The sequence below is a fragment of the Asticcacaulis sp. AND118 genome (assembly GCF_020535245.1).
Taxonomy (GTDB): Bacteria; Pseudomonadota; Alphaproteobacteria; order Caulobacterales; family Caulobacteraceae; genus Asticcacaulis.
The window spans coordinates 977,534-1,000,918 of the sequence record NZ_CP084910.1 but is presented as its reverse complement, the minus strand read 5'-3'; the positions used below and the strand labels follow the sequence as shown (position 1 = coordinate 1,000,918).

21 protein-coding genes and 1 riboswitch are annotated in these 23,385 nt (G+C 61.3%); of the genes, 12 read left to right on the top strand and 9 right to left on the bottom strand.

Features of this window, described 5'->3' with window-relative positions; translation table 11 throughout:
- Positions 1-110 precede the first annotated feature (110 nt).
- Complete coding sequence (locus LH365_RS18700; protein WP_304502298.1) at positions 111-1,160, top strand: methyl-accepting chemotaxis protein; 1,050 nt, start codon at positions 111-113, stop codon at positions 1,158-1,160.
- 44 nt (positions 1,161-1,204) lie between these two features.
- On the top strand, positions 1,205-2,410 hold the full coding sequence (locus tag LH365_RS04865) for an FAD-binding oxidoreductase (protein ID WP_226745055.1): 1,206 nt from the start codon (positions 1,205-1,207) through the stop codon (positions 2,408-2,410).
- On the opposite strand, the gene LH365_RS04860 is transcribed toward LH365_RS04865, so the two are convergent.
- Complete coding sequence (locus tag LH365_RS04860) at positions 2,407-3,165, bottom strand: site-2 protease family protein (protein WP_226745054.1); 759 nt, start codon at positions 3,163-3,165, stop codon at positions 2,407-2,409. The genes LH365_RS04865 and LH365_RS04860 overlap by 4 nt on opposite strands.
- Positions 3,166-3,347: 182 nt before the next feature.
- Between LH365_RS04860 and LH365_RS04855 the strand changes: the two genes are divergently transcribed.
- Positions 3,348-4,106 carry a DUF3313 family protein gene (locus tag LH365_RS04855; RefSeq protein WP_226745445.1) on the top strand — a complete coding sequence of 253 codons (759 nt, stop codon included), beginning with the start codon at positions 3,348-3,350 and terminating at the stop codon, positions 4,104-4,106.
- On the opposite strand, the gene LH365_RS04850 is transcribed toward LH365_RS04855, so the two are convergent.
- Positions 4,103-4,939 (bottom strand): TIGR00266 family protein, encoded by an 837-nt coding sequence (locus LH365_RS04850; protein WP_226745053.1) that lies wholly within the window; start codon positions 4,937-4,939, stop codon positions 4,103-4,105. The two genes, LH365_RS04855 and LH365_RS04850, sit on opposite strands and share 4 nt — an antisense overlap.
- A gap of 147 nt (positions 4,940-5,086) precedes the next feature.
- Between LH365_RS04850 and LH365_RS04845 the strand changes: the two genes are divergently transcribed.
- Positions 5,087-5,806: a hypothetical protein gene (locus LH365_RS04845; protein ID WP_226745052.1), complete on the top strand. Its 720-nt coding sequence runs from the start codon at positions 5,087-5,089 to the stop codon at positions 5,804-5,806.
- Between the two features lie 2 nt (positions 5,807-5,808).
- On the opposite strand, the gene LH365_RS04840 is transcribed toward LH365_RS04845, so the two are convergent.
- Entirely contained in the window at positions 5,809-6,297 is a 489-nt protein-coding gene (locus tag LH365_RS04840) for a hypothetical protein (RefSeq protein WP_226745051.1), read from the bottom strand.
- 138 nt (positions 6,298-6,435) lie between these two features.
- Positions 6,436-6,575: riboswitch (TPP riboswitch) on the top strand.
- Positions 6,576-6,677: 102 nt separating this feature from the next.
- On the opposite strand from LH365_RS04840, the gene thiC reads away from it, so the two are divergent.
- Complete coding sequence (gene thiC, locus LH365_RS04835) at positions 6,678-8,531, top strand: phosphomethylpyrimidine synthase ThiC (RefSeq protein ID WP_226745050.1); 1,854 nt, start codon at positions 6,678-6,680, stop codon at positions 8,529-8,531.
- Positions 8,532-8,705: 174 nt separating this feature from the next.
- On the opposite strand, the gene LH365_RS04830 is transcribed toward thiC, so the two are convergent.
- Complete coding sequence (locus LH365_RS04830) at positions 8,706-9,548, bottom strand: hypothetical protein (RefSeq protein WP_226745049.1); 843 nt, start codon at positions 9,546-9,548, stop codon at positions 8,706-8,708.
- Positions 9,549-9,874: 326 nt separating this feature from the next.
- On the opposite strand from LH365_RS04830, the gene LH365_RS04825 reads away from it, so the two are divergent.
- From LH365_RS04825 to LH365_RS04810, 4 genes are all read left to right on the top strand, one after another.
- On the top strand, positions 9,875-10,636 hold the full coding sequence (locus tag LH365_RS04825; RefSeq protein WP_226745048.1) for a glutaredoxin: 762 nt from the start codon (positions 9,875-9,877) through the stop codon (positions 10,634-10,636).
- Positions 10,637-10,715: 79 nt separating this feature from the next.
- Positions 10,716-11,699 (top strand): SDR family oxidoreductase, encoded by a 984-nt coding sequence (locus tag LH365_RS04820; protein ID WP_226745047.1) that lies wholly within the window; start codon positions 10,716-10,718, stop codon positions 11,697-11,699.
- Between the two features lie 31 nt (positions 11,700-11,730).
- Complete coding sequence (locus LH365_RS04815; RefSeq protein WP_226745046.1) at positions 11,731-12,255, top strand: helix-turn-helix transcriptional regulator; 525 nt, start codon at positions 11,731-11,733, stop codon at positions 12,253-12,255.
- 133 nt (positions 12,256-12,388) lie between these two features.
- The gene (locus LH365_RS04810; protein ID WP_226745045.1) at positions 12,389-13,594 is read left to right on the top strand and encodes a CynX/NimT family MFS transporter; all 1,206 of its coding nucleotides are present in this window, start codon (positions 12,389-12,391) and stop codon (positions 13,592-13,594) included.
- A 145-nt stretch (positions 13,595-13,739) separates the two neighbouring features.
- Here the strand turns inward: LH365_RS04810 and LH365_RS04805 are convergent, their stop codons facing one another.
- Positions 13,740-14,486 (bottom strand): endonuclease/exonuclease/phosphatase family protein, encoded by a 747-nt coding sequence (locus LH365_RS04805; RefSeq protein WP_226745044.1) that lies wholly within the window; start codon positions 14,484-14,486, stop codon positions 13,740-13,742.
- Positions 14,483-15,496, bottom strand: coding sequence for a phosphatidylserine/phosphatidylglycerophosphate/cardiolipin synthase family protein (locus LH365_RS04800; RefSeq protein ID WP_226745043.1), 1,014 nt, complete (start codon positions 15,494-15,496; stop codon positions 14,483-14,485). Before LH365_RS04800 ends, LH365_RS04805 begins: the two co-directional genes overlap by 4 nt.
- 182 nt (positions 15,497-15,678) lie before the next feature.
- On the opposite strand from LH365_RS04800, the gene LH365_RS04795 reads away from it, so the two are divergent.
- Positions 15,679-16,614: a sensor histidine kinase gene (locus LH365_RS04795; protein ID WP_255606693.1), complete on the top strand. Its 936-nt coding sequence runs from the start codon at positions 15,679-15,681 to the stop codon at positions 16,612-16,614.
- A gap of 53 nt (positions 16,615-16,667) precedes the next feature.
- Here the strand turns inward: LH365_RS04795 and LH365_RS04790 are convergent, their stop codons facing one another.
- Complete coding sequence (locus LH365_RS04790; RefSeq protein WP_226745041.1) at positions 16,668-16,901, bottom strand: CsbD family protein; 234 nt, start codon at positions 16,899-16,901, stop codon at positions 16,668-16,670.
- Between the two features lie 202 nt (positions 16,902-17,103).
- Here LH365_RS04790 and LH365_RS04785 point away from each other — a divergent pair, with 202 nt between their 5' ends.
- A complete protein-coding gene (locus LH365_RS04785) occupies positions 17,104-17,607 on the top strand; it encodes a hypothetical protein (RefSeq protein WP_226745040.1) in 504 nt (167 codons plus the stop codon).
- 164 nt (positions 17,608-17,771) lie between these two features.
- On the top strand, positions 17,772-19,583 hold the full coding sequence (locus LH365_RS04780; protein ID WP_226745039.1) for a long-chain-acyl-CoA synthetase: 1,812 nt from the start codon (positions 17,772-17,774) through the stop codon (positions 19,581-19,583).
- 428 nt (positions 19,584-20,011) lie between these two features.
- Here LH365_RS04780 and LH365_RS04775 read toward each other — a convergent pair whose 3' ends face one another.
- Together LH365_RS04775 and LH365_RS04770 are read right to left on the bottom strand one after the other, a co-directional pair.
- Positions 20,012-20,296: a hypothetical protein gene (locus tag LH365_RS04775; RefSeq protein ID WP_226745038.1), complete on the bottom strand. Its 285-nt coding sequence runs from the start codon at positions 20,294-20,296 to the stop codon at positions 20,012-20,014.
- Between the two features lie 240 nt (positions 20,297-20,536).
- Entirely contained in the window at positions 20,537-23,092 is a 2,556-nt protein-coding gene (locus tag LH365_RS04770) for a TonB-dependent receptor (RefSeq protein ID WP_226745037.1), read from the bottom strand.
- Between the last annotated feature and the right edge of the window lie 293 nt (positions 23,093-23,385).

The following is a 23,385-nucleotide window of genomic DNA, read 5'->3' as shown; positions in this document are numbered from 1 at the left end:
AAAACCACATTGTATACACGGAAATTGTGCGTTGCGGCGATGGTTGGGCTTGCAACCATCGTCAAACGCCTGTTCCCTCTTCGCCTGACAGCGGTAGCAGGGGATGATTCGTGGACGCGCTCTCGACCATCGGGGAACAGGTATCGGTCAATGACATCATCGCGCGCACAGAGCGGGCGCGCGACCTGACGCGGCACAAGGTTCGCGACATCCGTCAGGTGACCAACACCCTGCGCATCCTCGCGCTCAACGCCCTGATAGAAGCGCGCCGCGCCGGTGAGATGGGGGCGGGCTTCGGCGTCGTCGCCGACGAAGTGCGCAATATCTCAACCCAGGTCGAGGGCCTCTCCCTGTCGCTCGCTTCCGAACTGGGCGGCGAGATCGAGGCGCTGGAAAAGCTGACCCGCGACATGGCGCTGCAGGCGCAGGGCGCGCGCCTGACGGATCTGGCGCTCAACGCCATCGAACTGATCGACCGCAACCTCTATGAGCGTACCTGCGACGTGCGCTGGTGGGCCACCGATTCCGCCGTGTGGGAAGCCGCCTCCAATCCGACACAGGACGGCTGCGCCTATGCCTCGTCGCGTCTGGGCGTCATTCTCGACGCCTATACGGTCTATATCGACCTGTGGCTGTGCGATCTGAACGGCAATGTTATCGCCAATGGCCGTCCGGACCGCTTCGGCGCAACCGGTCAGAATGTTGCCTCGCGCGACTGGTTCCAGAAGGCGCTGGGCCTGCACAGCGGCAACGACTTCGCCGTCGCCGACATCACCACCGAACCGCTGCTGAAGGGCGCGCAGGTTGCCTCCTACGCCACCGGTGTGCGCGTCGGCGGACAGGCCGACGGCGAACTCATCGGCGTCCTGGGGGTGCATTTCGACTGGCAGCCTCAGGCCGAAACCATCGTCAAGGGCGTGCGCCTGTCCGACGAGGAAAAGAAGCGCACCCGCGTCCTGCTCACCGACGCGCAGGGCCTGATTATTGCGTCCTCCGACGGACGCGGCACCCTGAGCGAACGCGTCCCGCTGGATACAAAAGGCCGCGCCTTCGGCCACTACACCGACCGCGCCGACCGACTGGTGGCCTTCCACCGCACGCCCGGTTACGAGACCTATGAAGGCCTCGGCTGGTATGGTGTCATTGTTCAGGAAGGCTAGAAGCCCTATCGATCCCTGATGCCCTCCGGCCTCAGGATCGGCGCATGACACCCCACAGAGATCTGCGCACCGGCGAGCCCGTCTGGCTGGCCTATCCCCGCCCCCGCCTGCCCACCCGCGCCCTGACGCGCGACCGCACCTGCGACATCGCCATCATCGGCGCCGGCGTCACCGGCGCCATGGCCGCCGAAGCGCTCAGCGCCGAAGGCTTCAGGGTATTACTGCTCGATCGGCGGCGCCCGCTGATGGGCTCGACAGCGGCCTCGACCGCCCTGCTGCAATCCGAAATCGATCAGCCGCTCGGTCGGCTGTCGCAGCAGATCGGGGCGGACAAGGCCATCCGGGCGTGGCGGCGGTCGAAGCTGGCGCTCGACAGCCTCAGCGCGCGCATGGCCCTGCTGGGTATCAAATGCGGCCAAAGCCCGCGCCCGACCCTCTACCTCAGCGGCAATGTCCTCGATGCCGGCGGATTGAAACAGGAGGGCGAGCGCCGCCGCACCGCTGGCCTACCCGCCGACTATCTGACCCGCGGCGAATTGCGGGACCGCTACGGCATCGACCGTGAGGCAGCGCTCCTCAGTGTCGGCAATCTCACCGCCAACCCGCTGCGTATGGCCGGCGGCTTCCTGCGTGCGGCTATGGCGCGCGACGCGGAAATCCTGTCCCAGGTCGATGTCGCGGATATCGAAACGCACCGCGACGGCGTGGAGATTCTAACGGCGCAAGGGCCAACCGTACGCGCCCGCCACGCCATCTACGCCACCGGTTACGAGACCCCCGCCGCCATCCGCGGCCGCAAGCACAGCCTGCATTCGACCTGGGCGCTGGCAACCAAACCGCAGCCGGACAAGCTATGGCCGGACCGCGCCATGATCTGGGAGGCCGCCGATCCCTACCTTTACGTGCGCGCCACACCGGACGGGCGCATCATCTGCGGTGGAGAGGACGAAGAGTTTTCCGACGAAGACAGCCGCGACGCGCTTTTGCCGCAGAAGACCAGGCGGCTGGAGGAGAAGCTGAAAAAGCTGTTCCCGCACGTCGATCCGCGCGCCGACCGCGCCTGGTGCGGGTCGTTCGGCGCGTCGGTGACCGGCCTGCCGACCATAGGCGCCGTGCCGGGCAAGGCCAATCTCTACGCCATCCTCGCCTATGGCGGCAACGGCATCACCTTCTCGCGGCTGGCGGCGGAGTTGCTGGCCGCCGAACTGACCGGGCGCAGGGATCCGGATGCCGATCTTTTTGAGTTTTAACCCCAGAAACGGAACCGCTCCAGAGCCGGTTGCGCTCCGCTCAGGTCCAACCCGAGCACGCCGGCCACGATACGCAGCAGGGCAAAGATGTATGGGAAGCCGAAGAAGAAGATGACCACCAACGCCAGCAGACTGATCCACGGCATCCGCTCTAACTGCTCGGCCATACCGCGCAGAGGCTGCGGCAATAATGGCGTGATGACGCCGAAGCCGTCGAAGCCCGGAACGGGCAGCAGGTTGAGCACGAACGCCATCAGGTTGAAGAAGGCCAGCAGGGTCAGGGCCTGAGCAAACACCTCCGGCGCGCCATTGCTTATCGCCATCTGACCGGCCGTATAGGTCATCAATGCGAAGACGAGGCTCATAATCGGTCCGGCCAGCGAGATCAGCGACGACTGCCAGCGGTGACGGATCAGGTCGGGGCGCATCATCACCGCCGCCCCCGGCAAGGCGATGCCCCCCAGCACGAGGATCAGCACAGGCAGGACGATGCTGTTCGGCCCGTTGATATAGACGACCGGGTCGAGCGTCAGATAACCGCGCTGCCTGACCGAATAATCACCGAACGCCGCCGCCGAGGCCGCATGACCGAACTCATGCAGGCACAGGCCGACGATCCAGCCCACCAGCGCAAAGCCGAAGGTGGCGATGCCCGCCACTTCGGGACGCATCCAGAGCACCAGCCCTGCCGCCCCGAACACAGCCAGCAGGACGATAAAGTTAAGCGGCGTGGCCGTACGATTTTCCAGTTCCATCCGGGCTTCATGGCATGAGGACGGCATCGACGCAATCGCACACCCTATGGCCATCTATCTCCCCTGTGCATTTCCCCATTGCAATCCGGCAGCGATACCTGCTCGTATCTTTGCCATCACATAAAGGAACCTGACATGCTGCGCGCCCTCGCCCTCCTTGCTACTGCTCTCAGCCTGACGGCCTGCGCGGGCGCGCCCACCAGCGACGTGTCGAGCCTGTCCTCGACCGACCAGCTCAAACCCGGCAAGCGGGCCGCACCACCACCCGCGAATACCGCGACACAACGGCGCTCAACCAGGTCAAACGCGTCTATCTGCACCCCACGCGGCTGGCGACCGGCGAAACGACGCGTTACATCCTGAAAGACAACGAAAAAACCCTCGTGCTGACTGAGGTCGAGGCGCAACTGTGTTTTGAACTGGCCGAACGCTACGAGATGGTCGGCGACCCGGCGCAGAGCGATGCCGAGGTCCATTCAGCGGTCATCTGGTTCGAGCCGACCGGCACGGCAGGCTCAGGGGCGGCGGCGGTGGCCAACTTCTTCATTCCGGGGCCGCTAGGCGTGCGCCTGCCCGGTACGCTGGGCGGTCTGGGGGCCGAGGCCGAGATGAAGGTGAAGGAGCGTCAGGTCGCCGCCATCGTCTGGGCGCGTCAGGCGCAGGCGCTGGGCACGGACTCGCCGTCCCTGTCGCGTCTGGGCGACGCGCTGCAATTCGCCGAACCCTTCGGAGACGACGCCGCGCGCGTCATGTCGCCTGAGCCCTTGCCGGCGCAACGCAAATACACGACGGCCACCGATCCCTGCGCGGCCTACGGCGGACGCATCAACGAGACAGGCTTCATCATCGACCGCGTGACCGGTCTCTATGTACCCGCCACGCGCCCCCAAAAGCCTTCTGAAAAAGCCCCCGGCGATACGCCTGAGGCTCAACAGGATTAGTTATTACCGCCGATCAGGTCGCCTAGCCCGCCCAGCACCGAACCTTCGCCGCGGTTCGGGCCTGCACCCTGAGCCGCCGCCAGCACCCGGCCAGCCAGACGCGAGAAGGGCAGCGACTGAATCCACACCTTGCCTGGCCCGGTCAGTTGCGCGAAGAAGACGCCTTCGCCGCCGAAGATCATCGACTTGACGCCGCCGGCCTGCACCAGATCGAAATCGACCGTGTCGGTAAAGGCCGCCACGCAGCCCGTGTCGATGTGAAGCTGCTCGCCGGGAGCCAGGGTGCGCTCGATCACCGCGCCGCCGAACTGCACGAAAACCCAACCGTCGCCTTCCAGCTTCTGCATGATGAAACCTTCGCCCCCGAACAGGCCGGTCATCACCTTGCGCTGGAACGCGATGCCCAGCGACACGCCCTTGGCGGCGGCCAGGAAGGAGTCCTTCTGACAGATCAGCCGCCCGCCGACATCCGACAGCTTGAGGGGGATGATCGAGCCCGGCACCGGCGCCGAGAACGCCACCCGCGCCTTGCCGTGGCCATTGTGCGTGAAGACGGTGGTGAACAGGCTTTCGCCGGTGATCAGGCGCTTGCCCGCGCCCAGAAGCGCGCCCATGATGCCCTTCTGTTGCCCCGAACCGTCGCCGAACACCGTGGCCATGCCGACCGAAGCGTCCTTCCACACCATGCCCCCCGCTTCGGCGATGGCGCTTTCGCCCGGATCAAGCTCGATCTCGACGAATTGCAGCTCCTGCCCCTTGATCTCGAAATCGATATCGTCGGCGACGCCGGCCTGACGGTGGTGGGTGGTGGGAACGGACGCATTGCCGAACATGGGTGACCTCCTGTGACTGACCCGGAAGATGTAGCGTGCGCGGGCGCAAAAGGAAGACCCAAATCACTCAGCCGCCCTCGTAATATCGTTTGCAATTGACTTTGTTGACGTCGCTCCCAAAATGAGGGTGCATTGGGGGAGGTTAAGATGCGATCTTTTGAGAAATGGCTGGGGGGTGTATCGGTCGCCTTGCTGCTGGCCGGGTGCAGCACCACCGGGCCCGCACTGGATAAGGCCGCACCTCTGGTGGTGCAGAAGGGCGACGAACTGACCCTGTTCCATAACGGGCAGGTCATAGGCCGCCGCAAAAGCAATCCCAAAGATTGTGGGGGATTCGACACCTGCGAAATCTGGCGCTTCATAGGCCCCATCCGCCTTCAGGATCGCCCGGCCACCACGCTGGCGGACTTTGCACTGCTGAAATTTGAGCACGGCGAAGGCGGCAACGAAGTGGTCATTGACAAGGCGGGCAAGGACTTCCCGCTGTGGGGATATAACGCCAAAGCCGCCCCCGACGGACGCTTCATCGCCACCGGGTCGGAGGAGATGGACGAAATGAACGGTTCGTCCACACTGTCCATCAAGGACTGGCTTGGGGGCGAAGAGGCTATTGTCTTTCAACCCTCGTGCCGACCGGTCAAATGGATCAGCGCCACCAGCCTGAGCGTGAGCTGCGAACACTATCCGGCGTATAAGGAAGGTGAACCCAGGGTATGGCACTTCGACGCGACGGCTGAGCGCGTTGGCGTCGCAGATTGGACATTGAGGGCAACGCGCTGGATTGTGCACGCCGATGACCCTAAACCCGGCAACAGACCCTTGCCGACGTTCGAAAGTCAGCCTCTCAAAGACTTTTTTACCGAGTAGCGCTACTGCGCCAGATGTACGCGCACCTTTTTCCAGTGGGTCTTGAAGAACCACACCCGCCCGCCCTGCTTGGCGACGGCCAGTTCGCCGTCGGACAGCCAGCGTAACTGCACCTCGGTCCCGGCCTCAAAGGCCGAAACGGCGGGCGTTTCGGCACTATCGCCCGCCTCATGCACCACAAGCCGAAGGTCCGGCGCGCCACCGAGGCAGGACACCTGCCTGATTTCGGCCATCAGACTGCCGCCCGGCGCGACGGATCGATCGACAAGGCTTGAAGCACACACCGGAGCCGCCCCGCGTTCATAGAGCGCATAGCCCCAGAAGACGGCTCCGACCACAACTGCCGACGCGCCTATCCCGGCGAACCAGTACCAATGATGGCGTTCTTTCGGATAGACATAGCCATGCGGGTGGCGCAACTCATCATAGGCACCGACCTTCATGTGCAGTTCCTGCTCCGACACGGTGCGTAGAGTTTCGCGTCCGGTCATGCGACTTCCTCCGGGTTCTGAACGACCCTTCTGTGGATAAGTTTGCGCCCGGAAGTTTACCAATGGGTAAAGAGGGTAAGACCCTCAGCAATGTGACATTCCCCTTGCTCCCCTGCGCGCCTTCCTCTAAATTCCAGGCTTCGTTCACCGGAGTGTCCGCAGGTTTGTGCGGGCTGAGACCGGGTGCCCATTCTTTCCCTCACAAGAAAGAGCCGCGCCCTAAAACCGCCGAACCTGATCCGGGTCATGCCGGCGAAGGGAGTGAGTAAGCCTTTGGCGTCCGCGTTCCGCTGATAACCCGCCATTTGGCCAGACACCTGACGCGCATGATCCCTTTATTGACACGCCTGCACACCACAGGCTCAGAAAGGGATTATCCAATGAACAAGCCCATCAAAGAGCTGAAGCCCATCAGGGTCGAGGCCTCGCCGTTCCCCGGCTCGACCAAGGTTTACGAACCGGGCGTGCTCTTCCCCGATCTGCGCGTACCGTTCCGCGAAGTCGCGCTGCAACCCGAAGCCAACGAGCCGCCGGTCAGCCTCTACGACTCCACCGGCCCCTATACCGAAGCCGGCTTCGTCCCTCAGATCGACAAGGGCCTGCCGCGCGTGCGCGAAAAGTTCGTGCTGGATCGTGGCGACGTCGAATTCATCGAAGGCCGCGTCGTAAAGCCCGAAGACAACGGCAATGTCTCCGCCGCCGCTCTGGCGCCCGAATTCCCTAACCTGCCCAAGGTCATGCGCGGCAAGGCCGGGCGTCCGGTGACGCAGCTTGAATACGCCCGCGCCGGCATCATCACCGCCGAGATGGAATATATCGCCATTCGCGAGAACATCCGCCGCAAGCAGGAAGCCGAAGTCATCCGCGACGGCGAAGACTTCGGGGCGGAAATCCCCGATTTCATCACGCCGGAATTCGTCCGCGATGAGGTCGCCAGAGGAAGAGCTGTCATCCCGGCCAATATCAACCACGCCGAAGTCGAGCCGATGATCATCGGCCGCAACTTCCTGGTGAAGATCAACGCCAATATCGGTAATTCCGCCGTCACCTCCTCGATGGAAGAAGAGGTCGACAAGATGGTGTGGGCGATCCGCTGGGGCGCAGACAACGTCATGGACCTGTCGACCGGCCGCAACATCCACAATATCCGCGAATGGATCCTGCGCAATTCGCCGAACCCCATCGGCACCGTGCCCATCTATCAGGCGCTGGAAAAGGTCAACGGCGTCGCCGAAGACCTGACCTGGGAAGTCTATCGCGACACCCTGATCGAGCAGGCGCAGCAGGGCGTCGACTATTTCACCATCCACGCCGGCGTGCGCCTCGCCTATGTTCACCTGACCGCCAATCGCGTCACCGGCATCGTCTCGCGCGGCGGCTCGATCATGGCCAAGTGGTGCCTGGCGCACCATAAGGAGAACTTCCTCTACACCCATTTCGAGGAAATCTGCGACATCATGCGCGCGTACGATGTCACCTTCTCGCTGGGTGACGGCCTGCGCCCCGGCTCGATCGCCGACGCCAACGACCGCGCGCAGTTCGCCGAACTGGAGACGCTGGGCGAACTGACCAAGGTCGCCTGGGCCAAGGGCTGTCAGGTGATGATCGAAGGCCCCGGCCACGTGCCGATGCACAAGATCAAGGCCAATATGGACAAGCAACTCGCCACCTGCGGCGAAGCCCCCTTCTATACGCTTGGGCCGCTAACCACCGACATCGCGCCGGGCTACGATCATATCACGTCGGGCATCGGGGCGGCCATGATCGGCTGGTTCGGCACCGCCATGCTCTGCTACGTCACGCCCAAGGAACACCTCGGCCTGCCCGACCGCAACGATGTGAAGACCGGCGTGATCACCTATAAGATCGCCGCCCACGCCGCCGACCTCGCCAAGGGCCACCCGGCCGCGCGGGCGTGGGACGATGCGCTTTCCCGCGCCCGTTTCGACTTCCGCTGGGAGGATCAGTTCAACCTCGGCCTCGACCCGGACACGGCCCGCGCCTTCCACGACGAGACCTTGCCGAAAGAGGCGCACAAGACGGCGCACTTCTGCTCGATGTGCGGGCCGAAATTCTGCTCGATGAAGATCACACAGGAGGTCCGCGACTACGCTGCCAATATGACCGACAACGAAAAGGCGGACCTCGAAGCCGCGACCGGGATGGCGGAAATGTCGCAGAAGTTCAAGGATATGGGCTCTGAGGTCTATATTCCGGCCGAACCGGCGGAGTGATCCCTACGCCCTCCTCCCCTGCGAAAGCGGGGGAGGTGCCGCGCAAGCGAAGCGCGTCGAGGCGGAGGGGCTTTCAAGAAGAAGGCCTTCGTGCCAGTTGCCCCAAACCCGCTTAACAAGTATAATATCTAATTTCATAAAATATTCGAACAAAATACGTATGTAATATACAAACTATTTATGAATATTTTCAAAAATATTTATTATTTCGGAGTCTTCAAATCGAATGTCAAATCCTCCCATGTCAGGCATTTTCATAACATCCCCCAAAGGATGAATCGGCACTGAAAATCCTTCAGATTTGAACCTTTCTCGAAGCGAGGGGACATCAGCATTTAATATTGATTTCGTCTTTATTACGAATGATCCTTTAATGCCATTTTCATTTCGAAATATCATCGGCGCACATTCGCCCGCATCTTCTACACCATAATAAAAACAAATCATTGAGGCACTTAACAACGACGTTATACTCGGTTCTTTATTATAAAACCAACGATATGCCTTTTCTCTTATTGTTCCTGATTCTATCACGCCTATTCCAGAAACCAAAATCTCAGTTAAAGGTTTAATTCCGTAAACTTCGCCCCGCCAATAAGAATGCATCCAATCTGAACCACTTTCATTACCTAAGCACTGAGTTATCCATTCAGAGTCCAATTTAGATATTTTACTAGCCGAGATATTTACGCCCTCCGTAACTCTATTATTATTGCTTAATTTCCAACGATTGACCGCCACTCCTGAGGTTTCTTCATCCTCAAAAAAGAACAAACCACTCATCCTTGAAACTTGATTTGAGTAATGATTCAACCTTACCTCCTCAAGTCTCAGCTCATCGATAAACCTACTGTGCAAACCTTTTTCAGCATATCGCTTTAAAAGGCTATACTGCCATAGAGAGATACATCCTTCACTCTTTGGCTTATCACATACCGATCGTAAACGGCCTATAGCGACCTCCCAACAAACCATTGGGTTTCCCAGATCAAGACTTACATATAGACTGAGGTTCATTGGATAGATTTACTGCCAAATCGAATAATTTTCCATCTTTGAAGAAAATTTTTGACATTCTCTTAAATTTACACTGTTACGAGGTCTTCAACCCCCTCCCTTTCTATACTTCAAGCGCCGTCGGGATCAGGCATGGGCCGCGACTATGCGCGCCAGTATGGGCCATTTTTCCAGCGCCGATCCCGCAAACGGTGCCTTTGATAGTAGGGCACCGTTTCGACACTCACACCACGCTTGCGCACCAGCGTCCGGATTCTCATCGCATCCATAGGGGCAAGTTCGCACCATGGTACGGAATCTATAGAGACCAGCAAAAGGAGGGCACGATGACAGATCAGCCCAAAATCGCCACGCTCTATCGCATGGTCATGCCGACGCACACCTGTCCCTACGGCTTGAAGGCGCTGCACTTACTGAAATCCAAAGGCTTTGCGGTCGAAGACCACTGGCTGAGGACGCGCGAACAGACCGACGCCTTCAAGGCCCAGCACGACGTCAAGACCACACCGCAGATCTTCATCGGCGGCGAGCGTGTCGGCGGTTATGACGATCTGCGCCGGCATTTCGGGCAGCGCGTCCCCGATCCGAAAAAACCGACCTACACGCCGGTTGTCGCCGTCTTCGCCATGACGGCCCTGCTGGCTTTGGCCGTGTCCTATGCAGCGTTCGGCACTCCCTTCACCGGTCACGCGGCGGAATGGTTCATCGCCTTCAGCATGGTCGCCCTGTCGATGCTGAAGCTCCAGAATGTCGAGACGTTCTCGACCATGTTCCTGAATTACGACCTCCTAGCCAAACGCTGGGTGCCTTATGGCTATGTCTATCCGTTCGCTGAAGGTGGCGCAGGCGTGCTGATGGCCGCGGGCGCCTTGACCTGGCTGTCGGTGCCGGTGGCATTGTTTATCGGGACCATTGGAGCGGTGTCGGTGTTCAAGGCCGTCTATATCGACAAGCGTGAGCTGAAATGCGCCTGCGTCGGCGGCGACAGCAATGTGGCGCTGGGCTTCGTCTCGCTGACCGAGAATGTGATGATGGTGGCCATGGCGCTGTGGATGGGATTGGCCGCTTTGAACGGGATGTCGATGTAATGCCGACGTAGGGGCATCGCTTTTTGACGGCCCGGCGGGGCATAGGGAGAGCGGGCGGGTCCAGCCACCGGAGTGGAACATGACCCTCGATGAACGCTTTACTCAATTCGCCGACGAAGCCGAGCAGACCGCCGAACGCCATCGCGCCATTCAGCACAGCGTCGGTCAGGAACAAAAAGCCCCGGACGAGGACGCCGTGCCGCAGACCGGGGCGCGGCCGTATCCTGTACCGCCCCTGCCCGATCAGACGCTGGACAAGCCGGGCATAGAGGCTGATCTGGAGCTTCAGCCGCTCTACGACGCGCCCTATTACAAAGGTTCCGATAAGTTGAAGGACAAGGTGGCCCTCATCACCGGCGGCGATTCCGGCATCGGGCGCGCCGTGGCGGTGCTGTTCGCCCGTGAAGGCGCGGACGTCGCCATCATCTACCTCAACGAGCACGAAGACGCCGAAAAGACCAAAGCCTTGGTCGAGGCCGAGGGGCGCAAGGCCCTGCTGTTTTCCGGCGATGTCACCAATCGCGACTTCTGTTTCGCCGCTGCTGAGGAGACGGCGCAGGCCTTCGGGCGGCTCGACATACTGGTCAACAATGCCGCGTTTCAGATGCACGAGATGGAGTTCGAGAACATCAGCGCCGAGCATCTCGATACGACGCTGAAGACCAATCTGTACGGCTATGTCTATATGACGCAGGCCGTATTGCGTCACATGAAGGCGGGCGGATCGATCGTCAATTCCGGCTCGATCACCGGCATAGACGGCTCAAAATCCATCGTCGACTATTCGATGACCAAGGGCGGCATCCACGCCTTCACCCGCGCCCTGTCGGGGCAGTTGCTGGCCAGGAGCATCCGCGTCAATGCCGTCGCTCCCGGCCCCGTCTGGACGCCGCTCAACCCGGCGGAAAAGCCGTCGAAAGAGGTCGAACAGTTCGGTTCGCAAACCCCGATGAAGCGTCCCGCCCAACCGGAGGAACTGGCCCCCGCCTACGTGTTTCTGGCCTCCAACCACTGCTCCAGCTACATTACCGGTGAAGTCCTGCCGGTCATCGGCGGGTATTGAATTCAAGTCCCGCCCCTGTCACACTTGGGCCATGTCCCGTCTCCACTCGCCCCTACGCCGTCTGCGTCTGCTGAAAGGCCTCAAGCAAAGCCATCTGGCCGAGCTGATGGGCGTGACGCAGACCACGGTGTCGCGCTGGGAGAGCGGCGTCCTGCCCCTGCCGGAGGACCAATGGCGCCGGGCCCAGACGCTGCTGGCTGACTCGGGTCAGGACGCCATCCTCAGACGGCTGGTCGAAAGTTCGCACCTCAGCCAGCACCTGATCGACGACCGCACGCACGATCTGCTGGCGGTGTCGGCGTCGCGAGAAGGTTTCTGGCGCGCCGAACCGGGCGCTTTTCTGGGCAAGCCTCTGATCCGCTACGCCACGCCCGAAATTCTGGCGGCGGAGGCGTCTCTGGACACGATCGGCTGGCGCGACGGACATATCGGGCGCATAGAGGTCGATACCGGCCCCAACAACCACCCGGTCATTCCCATCGTCAAAAGCCGCCTTATCTGGGAACGCCTTTTGCTTTCCGACGGGCGGGCGGCGCGCCTGGTGACGACGCTATAGCGCCAAGTCTCAAAGAGACTTGGCAAGGCTGACCGGCCGCCCAAGCTTGCGAGGAGCCCTGCGGCGTCTGAGCTGAAAAATTCCGCATAAAATATGCGTTGATCGGACGCGCGCCCGACCGTATCGACAGTCCATGATCCGCATTGACTCCCATTGGCGTCCCATCTTCCTGCTGTGGTTTACCGGCGTTCTGGCGGCCGCCGCACTGGGCAAGTTCGCTTCTTTAAGCCCCGTCATCTCTGACGACCTCGGCTTGTCGCGCGTCGAAGCCGGGTGGCTCGTCTCGCTGATCGAGACCGGCGGGGCCAGCCTCGGCATCATCGCCGGCCTGCTCATCGCCCGGCTGGGCAGCCGCAAGGCCCTGCTTTACGGCATGGGCTTGCTGACCGTCGGCGGGCTGGGCGGCGCATTGATCCCCGGCGTATGGACCTTGTTCGCGGCGCGCCTGATTGAAAGCGGCGGTTATCTGTTGGTCGTCATCGCCGCCCCATCCCTGATCGCCACGGTCGCAAGGCCGCAGGATCAGGGGGCGGCCCTGACCCTATGGAGCACCTTCGTCCCGGCGGGCTTCGCCATCGGCATGGGACTGAGCGGCGTCATGCTGCTCTTTACCGGCTGGCGGAGTGTGCTGATAGTGTGGGCGCTGCTGGCCGGCCTGGCCCTGTTCGCCGCCGCGCGCACCCCGGCCGTCGAACCGCCAACCAAGGCGCAATCCGATTCTCAAGGTCGCGCATCTGAGTCCGAACACCGTTTCGCACTTTTCGGGATGCGCTTGCCGCCTCTCCCGGTCTGGCTGATGTGCGCCGGGTTCGGCTTCTACACGACCCTGTTCGTCGGGCTGATCGCCATGTTCCCGCTGTTCCTGACCGAGCAGGGCCAGTCGCCGTCTCTGGCCGCCACCGTCACCGGCATCGCCTCGGCGGCGACCCTGGGCGGGGCCTGGGCGGCGGCGCAGGCGCTGCAACGCGGCGAGCGCGCGCGCTGGATCGCCCTGTTCGCCGGACTGCTGATCCCTGCCGGTCTGGCCTGCCTGATCTTCATCGGCGGCCATCCGCTATGGCTGGCCGTGCTGATCGTCGCGCTCAACGCCGTGTCCGGGATTGGATCGAGTCTCGTCTTCGCCCGCCTGCCGCATATGAGCCCCGGTCTGAACGTCGCCGCCGCTAACGGCGTGCTGACGCAGTTTGGCGCAGGCGGTTCGCTGATCGGCCCGCCTCTGCTGGCCGCGATTGCCGGGGCGTGGGGCTGGGCCGCGCTCGGCCCCGCGGTGGTGATCGGTTCGGTCGCGGCGCTGGGGTTAATGATCGCCGCGGAGCGCGCGGCAAAGAAAGAGGTTTAACCACGGAAAACAGAAAGCACGGAAAGGCTGTGGCACCGATTATGCCCGAAGGGCCTTTTTCTCTATAACGGTGAGGGCAGATTATATGGCGCTTCGCGCTGCTCCCTCGACGCCCTTTCCGTGCTTTCTGTGCTTTCCGTGGTTCTCACACTTCTTCCACCAGCAGCGCCGCGTGGTCCGAAAAGGGCTGAGGAATGACGCTCATCTGCCACCGCTCGGCCAGTCCGCGCGAGCAGACGCACAGATCGAGCAGATGTCGCCAGCGATGAAAGCGGAAGGTCGGCGTGTCCGGCGCATTCAACAGCACCATCGCCCCGTCACCGGTCAGCGACGCCAGTTCCTCCGGTCCGTTGAAGATATTGAAATCGGCCAGAATCATCGCATCGCCGCCGGCCTCCTCGATCCAGCCGCGCATCTGGGAAAACTGTTTTTCGCGCACCGCGCGTTGCAATGAGAAGTGGGTGAAAAAGAGGGTCAGCCCATCGCGTAACCGGATGCGATGCACCAGCCGCTTCGAGCCGTCCGTGAAGTAGAGATAGTCGAAATCGACGGGCTGTCGCGCGATGAAGGCGTTACTCTTGCCGTGATGGAACGGCAGGTGCGTCAGGTGGCTGTCCGGGCCGTATTTCCCGGCGATGTCGAAGACGCGGTAGTCATGACAGGTCAGGGCCTGAAGCTGATTGAAGCCACCCGAATGCGCCGATCCCTGATCCAGTTCGACCAGACAGCACAGGTCCGGCTGGGCCGCATCAATGATCTGCCGGAACTGCGACAGCACGGCCTGCTGCGCGGCGGGCGACTGATAGACGTGGCGGTGCACACGGGTGACGTGGTGGAACAGGCTGCCGGAAATGCCCGTCGCATAGCCGAGGTTCGAAAAAAGAATTTTCATGCGACCTCCAAGGCTTCCGGTTCGACCGCAACCTCTGTCAGGGGCAGGCACGACAGGCGATCCGTCTCGAACTGCGCCGCTATCGCGGCCACCACCGCCGGATCGCGCAGCACCACATTGGCCTCGCGATTGAGCCCCAGACTGAGGACGTCGAAATTGCAACTCCCCACCGTCGCCCAGTCGTCGTCGATCACCGCGTATTTGGCGTGCAGGGTGCGGCCCTGAAACATCAGCACCTCAAACCCCAGTTTTCGCCAGTAGAGCTTCAACCGTCGCGTCAGGAAGTCGGCGAATTTGACATCGGTTTTCCCTGACAGCATCAGGGTTATCTGCACCCCGCGCCTTTGCGCGGCCTGCAAAGCCTTGCGCAACGATTTCGGCGGGAAGAAGTAGGGCGTAGCCAGCCGGATATGGGTGTGTGCGGCATCGACGGCCGCCAGCAGCAGGGTCTCGATTTGCCCTGTCTTCTGCATCGGGCACTGGGCGGCGTAGGTGCTGAGCCCCATGACGACCGGCTCAAGCCGCCCCGCTCGACCTGCCGTGCGTTCGGTCCATACGCGGTGGAAGTCATTCTGGGCCACACGTGACACGGCGGGCGACAACACGACCTGCGTGTCGCGCCACGGCCGCATATATTCGGCCAGACCCATCGAGCCCAGTAGGCTCAACCGCCCGTCGACGTGCAAAGTCTTCACATGGGTGCGCGGGAACCAGCGCCACGGCATGACCGCGTGCCACCATTTCAGCATGTTGAAGAAGATCACCTGCGCCCCGGCCTCGCGCAGCGCCGTCACCGCCGATGAGCGTTGCAGGTCATGGCTGCCGAAACCGTCCAGCAGGCAGCGCACCCGCACCCCTTCGGAGGCCTTGCGCGCCAGGAGGTCGAGAAAGGCGCGGCCCATCTCGTCGTCATGGACGATATACTGCTCGAAATCGATGGAAACCTGCGCCTCAGCGGCCGCCCGCGTCAGCTTGTACCAGGCTTCGCCAGCCGTCAGATGAAACTCCATCGGAAAACATTAACATAAACAAAAATAAAAATCGCATGGGGGTCTGAGGTTACGTGCACAAGTGGCTTGACGCCTAGGGAAACCGTCGAAATAACGGCTATATGCAGAGCGTTGAGGGCTTCTTTACACAAACGACACGCTGGTTTCGGCAACGTGAAGGCGAAGGGGCGTTCCGCTACGGTATGGCCCTGGTCTTCTTTCTGATCGCCGTGCTCCTCCGCTTCATCAGCGATAAGGCGCTGCCGCCGGGCTTTCCCTTCCTCACCTTCTTCCCCGCCGTCATGTTGACCGCCTGGCTGGTTGGCCTCTGGCCCGGTATAATCTGCGCCACCCTCAGCACCCTGGCCGCCTGGTATTTTTTCATACCCCCGGCCTTCAGCTTTGCCGTGAACGGCCCTGTTGTCGTCGCACTAAGCTTTTTCATCGTCGTGGCGAGCGTCGATATCGCCATCATCCACGGCATGCGTCTGGCCCGCGATCGGCTCTCAAATGAACGCAACACCAATGCGTCACTTCTGATCCATCAGAAGACGCTTTATGCCGAGCTTCAACACCGTATCGCCAACAATCTCGCCTTCGTGGCCAGCATGCTGACCCTGCAATCGAAAAAGCTGGAGGGCAACCGCGAAGCCGCTGACGCCTTGATCGATGCGCGCATGAGACTGGAAACATTGTCGCGGATCCATCGCAAGCTGTACGACCCGGACAATGCCAATGTACCGCTGAGAATGCTTCTGCGCGACATTGCCGAAGACGTGCTGCAAACACGCGATGGTCGCATTCGGCTGGAGGTCGAGGCCCCTGACGTCACCCTGCCCGCCGAACAGGTGATGACCTTGTCGCTGTTCGTGGTGGAGGTGTTGACCAATTCGCTTAAACACGCCTTCTCTGGCGGTCATGGCATGGTCAATATCCGGCTCGACGACAGCCGGCCTGAGGTGTTCATCCTGTCGATCCGCGATGACGGTCCCGGCCTGCCCGACGGCTTCGACCTGTCGGCTTCCAAAAGTCTCGGCATGCGTATCCTGCACAGCTTCGCCCGGACGCTTAAAGGCGAGGTGGCCTTCACCAGCGACCGCGGTTTGAAGACCTGCCTGACCTTCGCGCGTCCTGCATAACAAAACGCCTCCCGAACCAAGTCGGGAGGCGTTTATAGCCGGATCAGACCCGCTTAGCGGCGGTCGGGAATGACCGAATCCACCGTCTCGTTGCTTTCATCGTTCCAGCGACGGACCTGGAGTTCCACCTCGTCCTGCGCGATGCCGTAGCGTTCCTGAATCTTGCCGGCCAGCAGCTTGCGGTCGCCTTCGATCTGGTCGAGATCGTCATTGGTCAGCTTGCCCCACGCCTTCTGGACGTGACCCTTGACCTGCTCCCAGTTGCCTTCGATGCGATTGCGGTTCATGTCGTATCTCCTTTGCGTTGATATCAGGAGCCTAACGACCCGCGCCTAAGTATTCGACACGCCGCCCGGTCGAGCACATCAAAAGCCCGACAATGCGCACGTCCTTCGCTCTTACAGACCTAAATCATTCCCCGCACGTCTTCCCCCCGCCGTAATTCCGATCTTAAAGTCGGCGGCAATTATGGCTTTCCAAAGGTGTTTCATGCGCGCCCTCCTCGTCTCCGCTGCTCTGCTCCTGACCGCGGCTCCTGCTTTCGCCGAAGAGGCCAAGCCCGCCTGCCCGGCTGAACCGGTCCTGAGCGGCCCCTTCACCCACTGGCTGCACGCCGCCCCGGTCAAGGCGACCGCTGACACCGCCGGCGCGCCGGCGCTCAGCATCGGCAAGCCCGTCAAGGTGACCCTGCTCGATTCCACCCGCGTCGCCTATAAGCGCGCCCGCGCCACGCCGCCGGCCACTCCGACCTATAGCGGCACCTTGACCTTCACCGTAGTTCAGGCCCGCACCTACGGCATCGCGGCGGGGACAGGCGTCTGGATCGATGTGGTCAAGGACGGCGAGACGCTGAAATCGTCGAAGCACGGCCACGGCCCGGACTGCTCCGGCGTGCGCAAGATCGTCGATTTCGACCTCCAGCCCGGCGCCTATGAAGTACGCCTGATCGACAACAAGACCGCCGATGTGACGATCATGGTGCTCAAGCGCTAACCCCTTACGGGGCGGGAGAAATCCCGCCCGACTTCCCTAGCGGTAACGGAAAATACTTTCCGTTCACGTCAATTTTATACTGGCGAAAGTATCATTCCGCGATATGTTGAACCTTAAGGCGTAACCATAGACGCCACGAGGCACAGGGTATTCGGAGACGTTCCATGAACCTGATCGACAGGGCCAGGCGCGAATTCATCTTTCTCAAGCGGTTGCTCAGGCTTCTGCGCCATATCCGCGAGGTGGACTCGAAGTCCCCTGTGCTGGTTTGCGACGACCTCGAAGCCTCGGTGGACCGCCATGCGGCGCGCATCGCCCTGCTGTTCGAGGACAAGACCCTCACCTATGCCGAAATGGATGTGCTGGCCAACCGCGTGGCCAACTGGGGCCTGTCGCGCGGGCTGAAACCCGGCGACACGGTCGCGCTGTTCCTGCCCAACCGGCTGGAATATGTCCCCATCTGGTACGGGCTGAGCAAGATCGGCGTCATCACCGCCCTGATCAACAACGCCCTGACCGGTCAGGGGCTGGCCCATTGCATCAATATTTCGACGGCCAGCCTCAACATCGTCGACCCGGCCACCCTGCCCGCCTTCGCCGAGATCGAGCCGACCCTGACCCGCCGTCAGGAGGTCTTCGTGCTCGACCTCGCCCAGACCGAGGAAACCTCGCACCATCATTCGCTGAGTCAGGCGCTCAAGGGCGCCAGTTCCGTGCGCCCGGACCGCAGGATTCGTCAGGGGCTCATCGCCCATGACCCGGCCCTCTATATCTACACCTCCGGCACGACGGGCCTGCCCAAGGCGGCCAAGATCACCCACGCCCGCGCCCAGCTCTATATGAAGGCCTTCCGCGGCGTATCGCACATGACGGACGAGGATCGCCTGTATAATGCTCTGCCGCTGTACCATTCGACCGGCGGCCTGTGCGGCGTCGGCGCGGCCCTGCTCAACGGCGGTTCGATGGTCATCAAGCGGCGGTTTTCGGCCTCGGCCTTCTGGCATGACGTGCGCAGCCTCAACTGCACCCACATCGTCTATATCGGCGAACTGTGCCGCTATCTGGTCAATGCGCCGATCTCGCCCGATCCGGACGATGAAACAAAGCACAGGCTCAAGGTCGCCTTCGGCAACGGCATGCGCCCGGAAGTATGGACCGAGTTCAAGACGCGTTTCAAGGTGCCGGTGATCATCGAATTCTACGGCTCGACCGAAGGCAATGTCTCGCTGTTCAATTTTGACGGTCAGGCCGGGGCCATCGGCCGCGCGCCGTCCTATCTGCGCAATGCCTTCAATATCCGTTTGGTGCAGTTCGACGTCGAGGCCGAAGCCCCCGTGCGCGGCCCGGACGGCTTGTGCATCGAGTGCAAGCCCGGCGAGGTCGGCGAAGCCATCGGGGCCATCGGCGCCGACGCCCGACACTTCTACACCGGCTATGCCGACAAGGCGGCCTCCGAGAAGAAGGTGCTGCACGATGTCTTCAAAAAAGGGGATGCCTGGTTCCGTTCCGGCGACCTGATGAAGATGGACCGCGACGGCTACATCTATTTTGTGGACCGCATCGGCGACACTTTCCGCTTCAAGGGCGAAAACGTCTCGACCTCAGAGGTCGGCGAATGCTGCGCCCGCGCCGAAGGCGTAGATGAGGCCATCGTCTACGGCGTCCCCGTGCCTCACTACGACGGCAAGGCCGGCATGGTGTCGCTGATCACCGGCGAGGGTTTCTCGATCGAGGCCTTCGCTCAGCACGTCAACACCCACCTGCCCGTCTTCGCCCGCCCGCGCTTCGTCCGTCTGCTGCAGAACGCCGAGACCACGGGCACCTTCAAATACAAGAAGATGGACCTCGTGCAGGCCGGCTTCGATCCGGCGAAGGTCACCGACCCGCTGTATGTGATGAAGATGGACGATACGGGCTATAAGCCGCTGACGGCGGAATGCATGACCCATATCGAAACGGGTCAGTACCGCATGTAGTCAAAGCGACATGACTCCGATGGAAACCCGTTTGGCGACCAACGGGGTTGCGATGACAAGCATAGCCGCACCGGTGGCCAAAGCGATCCAGAAGTCGCGACGATCGGCCTTACGGTCCAGCGGGGGCTCGTCGTTCCACAGCGGGCCGAACCCCCGCCCGCGCGTTTCACCGTGGCGTAGGCTGCAATAGAGCGCAATCCGATAAAGTGGGCACCACTTTTCGGAAAAATTGCGCGACCACTCAAAAACTGAGAGCGAGATGATGTTTCCACTTTAAATCATCTCGCTCTAGAGCTGAAAAGCGCAGTAGCCGAGCCCGATCAGGCCGATCGCCGCAAAAAGCAGATAAAGCACTCCCTCCCCCTTTCACGAAAAACCGCGCCGCTTCGATAGAAACGGCGCGGTTCTTTTACGGGCCAGGGACCCGCTTAGTCGCGGCGCGTCAGCAGCAGGCCGATCACGACCCCGGCAGCGGCAGCGATGGCCACTGAAGTGCCCGGATGACGGCGAATCTGACGACGGACGACCTTGGTCTTGTCCTCCGCTTCGTCACGGGCTTCTTCGAGGATGACCTGCAGGCGGTCGATCGTGCCGTTGATCTTTTCACGGGTGTCCTGGGACACCTTCAGCTTGTCTTCGAGATATTCCAGCGCGTCGGTGATCGAGCGGGTGGTCTTCTCGGCAATGGCTTCGGCAGGGGCTTTCTCGGCCATAATCGGTCTCCTGTGGCTATGGACGGAATATAGGTGTTTCTTCGACAGATTGCATCCCACAAGAGGGTGAAAATACGGCGCATGAGAGCGCATTTTTCGCTCAAGTGGATAGCGGTTGAGGGTCAGAAAATGCGACAAACCAGATATCGAGCCTGTTTGGCGACACCAAATAGCTCCAAAAAAAATAAGACCCCGGTGAAAACACCGGGGCCTTATCGTTTCCTGACCGGATGAGCCGGATCAGTATTTTACGCGCAAGGTCACGCCGTAGGTGCGCGGCTGGCCCATGAAGGCGTCATAGGTATTGGTGTCGAGCGCCTGATTGTAATAGGTGCCGTTGGGCTGCACCGTCGTCTGGAAGCCGTTGCCCTGCAGCGGGGCGTTGATCACGACCTGCTTGTAGGTTTCGTCGGTCAGGTTCTGACCCCAGATTTCCAGCGTCCAGGCCTGATCCGGCGCACCGATACCGAAGCGGGCGTTGAGCAGGGTGTAGCCGTCCTGCGCCTTGAACGGGATCAGGTCGGAGCCGGTATTGTATTCAGATGAGTACTTGGCGGCGATATTACCCGACGCGCGCAGGTTCTCAGCGATATTGCCCGACCAGGTGACGGCCAGCGAGCCCGTCCATTCCGGCGCGAAGGACATGCGCGCCCCCGGCAACAGCGACAGTTGCGGGAAGCGCGAAGCGTTCGAGAGGTCGGACGCCTTGAAATCCCCATACTTGGTGTCGGCATAGGCAATGCCGCCCTGCACCGACAGGCCGCGGATCGGCGTCGACCAGTAGATGTCGGCGTCGACGCCCTTCGACTTCAGTTCCGGAATCGATTCGACCACGAAGGCCGTGCCGAGGAAGGTATTGAGCTGGAAGTCCTGATAGGTCTGATCGAAGGCGGTGATGTTGAACAGGAAGCGATTGTTGAACATCGAGGTCTTCAGGCCCAGTTCGTACGAATCCACCGTTTCGGGCTTGAAGTAGAGGTTGGCGTCGGGCGTGATACCCGTCTGGGCACGGTCGAGATTGTAACCGCCGCCCTTATAGCCGCGCGCGAACGAGGCGTAGGCCATGACGTTTTCGTTGAAGCGATAAGCGCCTTTCAGCGTGCCCGACCACTCTTTTTCGGTCACTTCGTTGGCGACGCGACGGTTGTTGAAGGCGGCATTGCCCCAGAAGGTACACATGTTGCCGACCACGGTCGGACGCGCCGCCGCCGGTATGGTCGCCCACGCGCCGACCGGCGCATTGCCCATCACACCCGAACGCGAGATGGCCGAAGCACAGCCGACGCCACCATCTGAATTGGTGTAGATAGCGGTCATCTTCTTGGTCTCCTGCGTGTAACGCAGGCCCATAGTGACCTCAAACTTGTCGGTGAACTTGTAGCCGTTATTGGTGAACAGGGCGAGCGACTTGGACTCCTGGGTGTAGTAGTCGAGCGCACCCTGCCCCGCCGCATAGGAGGTGCCCGCCGCGCGACCGGTCAGAAGCGAAACTGTCGGCGTCGTGGTCGGCAGACCCAGGGCCTGAGCCAGCAGGATCGACAGGTAGGTCTCGTACTGCGAACCGTAGACGTAGGAGTCGGTGCGCTTCAGGTCTTCGTCGGCATAAAAGGCGCCGACCAGCCAGTTCAGCTTTTCACCGCCGCCGGCCAGACGCAATTCCTGCGAGAAGGTGTCAAAGTCGGCCTTGAAGTCGCCGTTGTCGCGGCGATAGAGGATGTCGGCGCCGGAATAGTCGAGATCCTGCCCGTTGCTGTTCTTCCACTTGCGCACCCCCGTGACCGAGGTCAGCGTCGAGTCGAGCCAGTCGAGCTTGATATTGGCTTCGACCGACACACCGCCGTCGGTGATCTTCTGCGTCGTGTTGCGGTTGGAATAGGCCAGACGCTGTTCCGGATCGGCGCTGGTCATCACGCCATTGCCGCCGGCCAGTGTGTTGAGGATGGCCCCCGTCGGGCCGGTGCGCGTCTGCACCACGGCGCAGCAGTTTTCATCGCGCTTCGAATAGTCGGCAATGACGCGGATCTTGTGCGCGCCTGGCGTGAACAGCAATTGGCCGCGCACGGTGTAGAAGTTCTGGTCGGCGTCCTCCTTAAGGGTGCGCGGACCGATGCCGGTATTGACGTCGTAATAGCCACCGCGCTCGCGCTTGGCCACGTACAGACGTCCGGCGACGAGGTCTTCCGACAGCGGGCCGGTGATCGAGGCCGACACGCCCTTGCCGTCGAAGTTCGACACGGTGGCTTCGCCGTCCATGCCGAAGACGAAGGACGGTTCCTTGGTGATGATGTTGATGACGCCGGCCGAGGTGTTCTTGCCGAACAGGGTGCCCTGCGGCCCTTTCAGCACTTCGATGCGGCCGATTTCACCTAGATCGCCGAAGCCGACGCCGTTGCGCGGGCGATAGACGCCGTCGATGACCACGCCGACCGAGGATTCCATGCCGGGGTTGTCGCCGACCGTGCCGACGCCGCGGATGCGGGCGGTGGTCAGGGTTTCGTTCTGCGTCGAGGTGACGGTCAGGCCCGGCGTCAGGACCTGCATGTCCTTGATGTCCTTCACGCCGGCGTCCTGCAGCAGTTTCGCCGACAGGGTGGTGACGACGATGGGCACGTCCTGCAGCGACTGCTCGCGCTTCTGAGCCGTGACGGTGATGACCTGAGGCTCTTCCTCGACTGCCGCCGGAGCCTCCTGAGCCATGGCCGATGCCGCACCGAGCGCCATGACCATACCGGAACAGGTTACCATCAGCGTGCGGTTGAGGGAGAAGCGGTTGTGTGTGTGTGCCTTTACGCGCATGTGTTTCCCCTAGGTCAAGCAGGCCGCCACCTTCATTATTGAAGGTTGTCGTTAGGTAAACGGCGGTCCCTGTATTTGCCAGTTTTGTCTTTTGACGTTGTTTTACGCAGACTCGCCCAAAGGTTTACTTTGAACGGACTGCTGCCGCCGATGATATGACACAAGTTCGAGCAAAGACAATTTCAAATTCATCTCGCAACCGCACATGAAAAAACCGCGTAAGCCTTGGAATTCAAGGCTTACGCGGCGTTAGCAGAAGCACCACAGGAACTAAAAAGTCTTGTAAATATTGA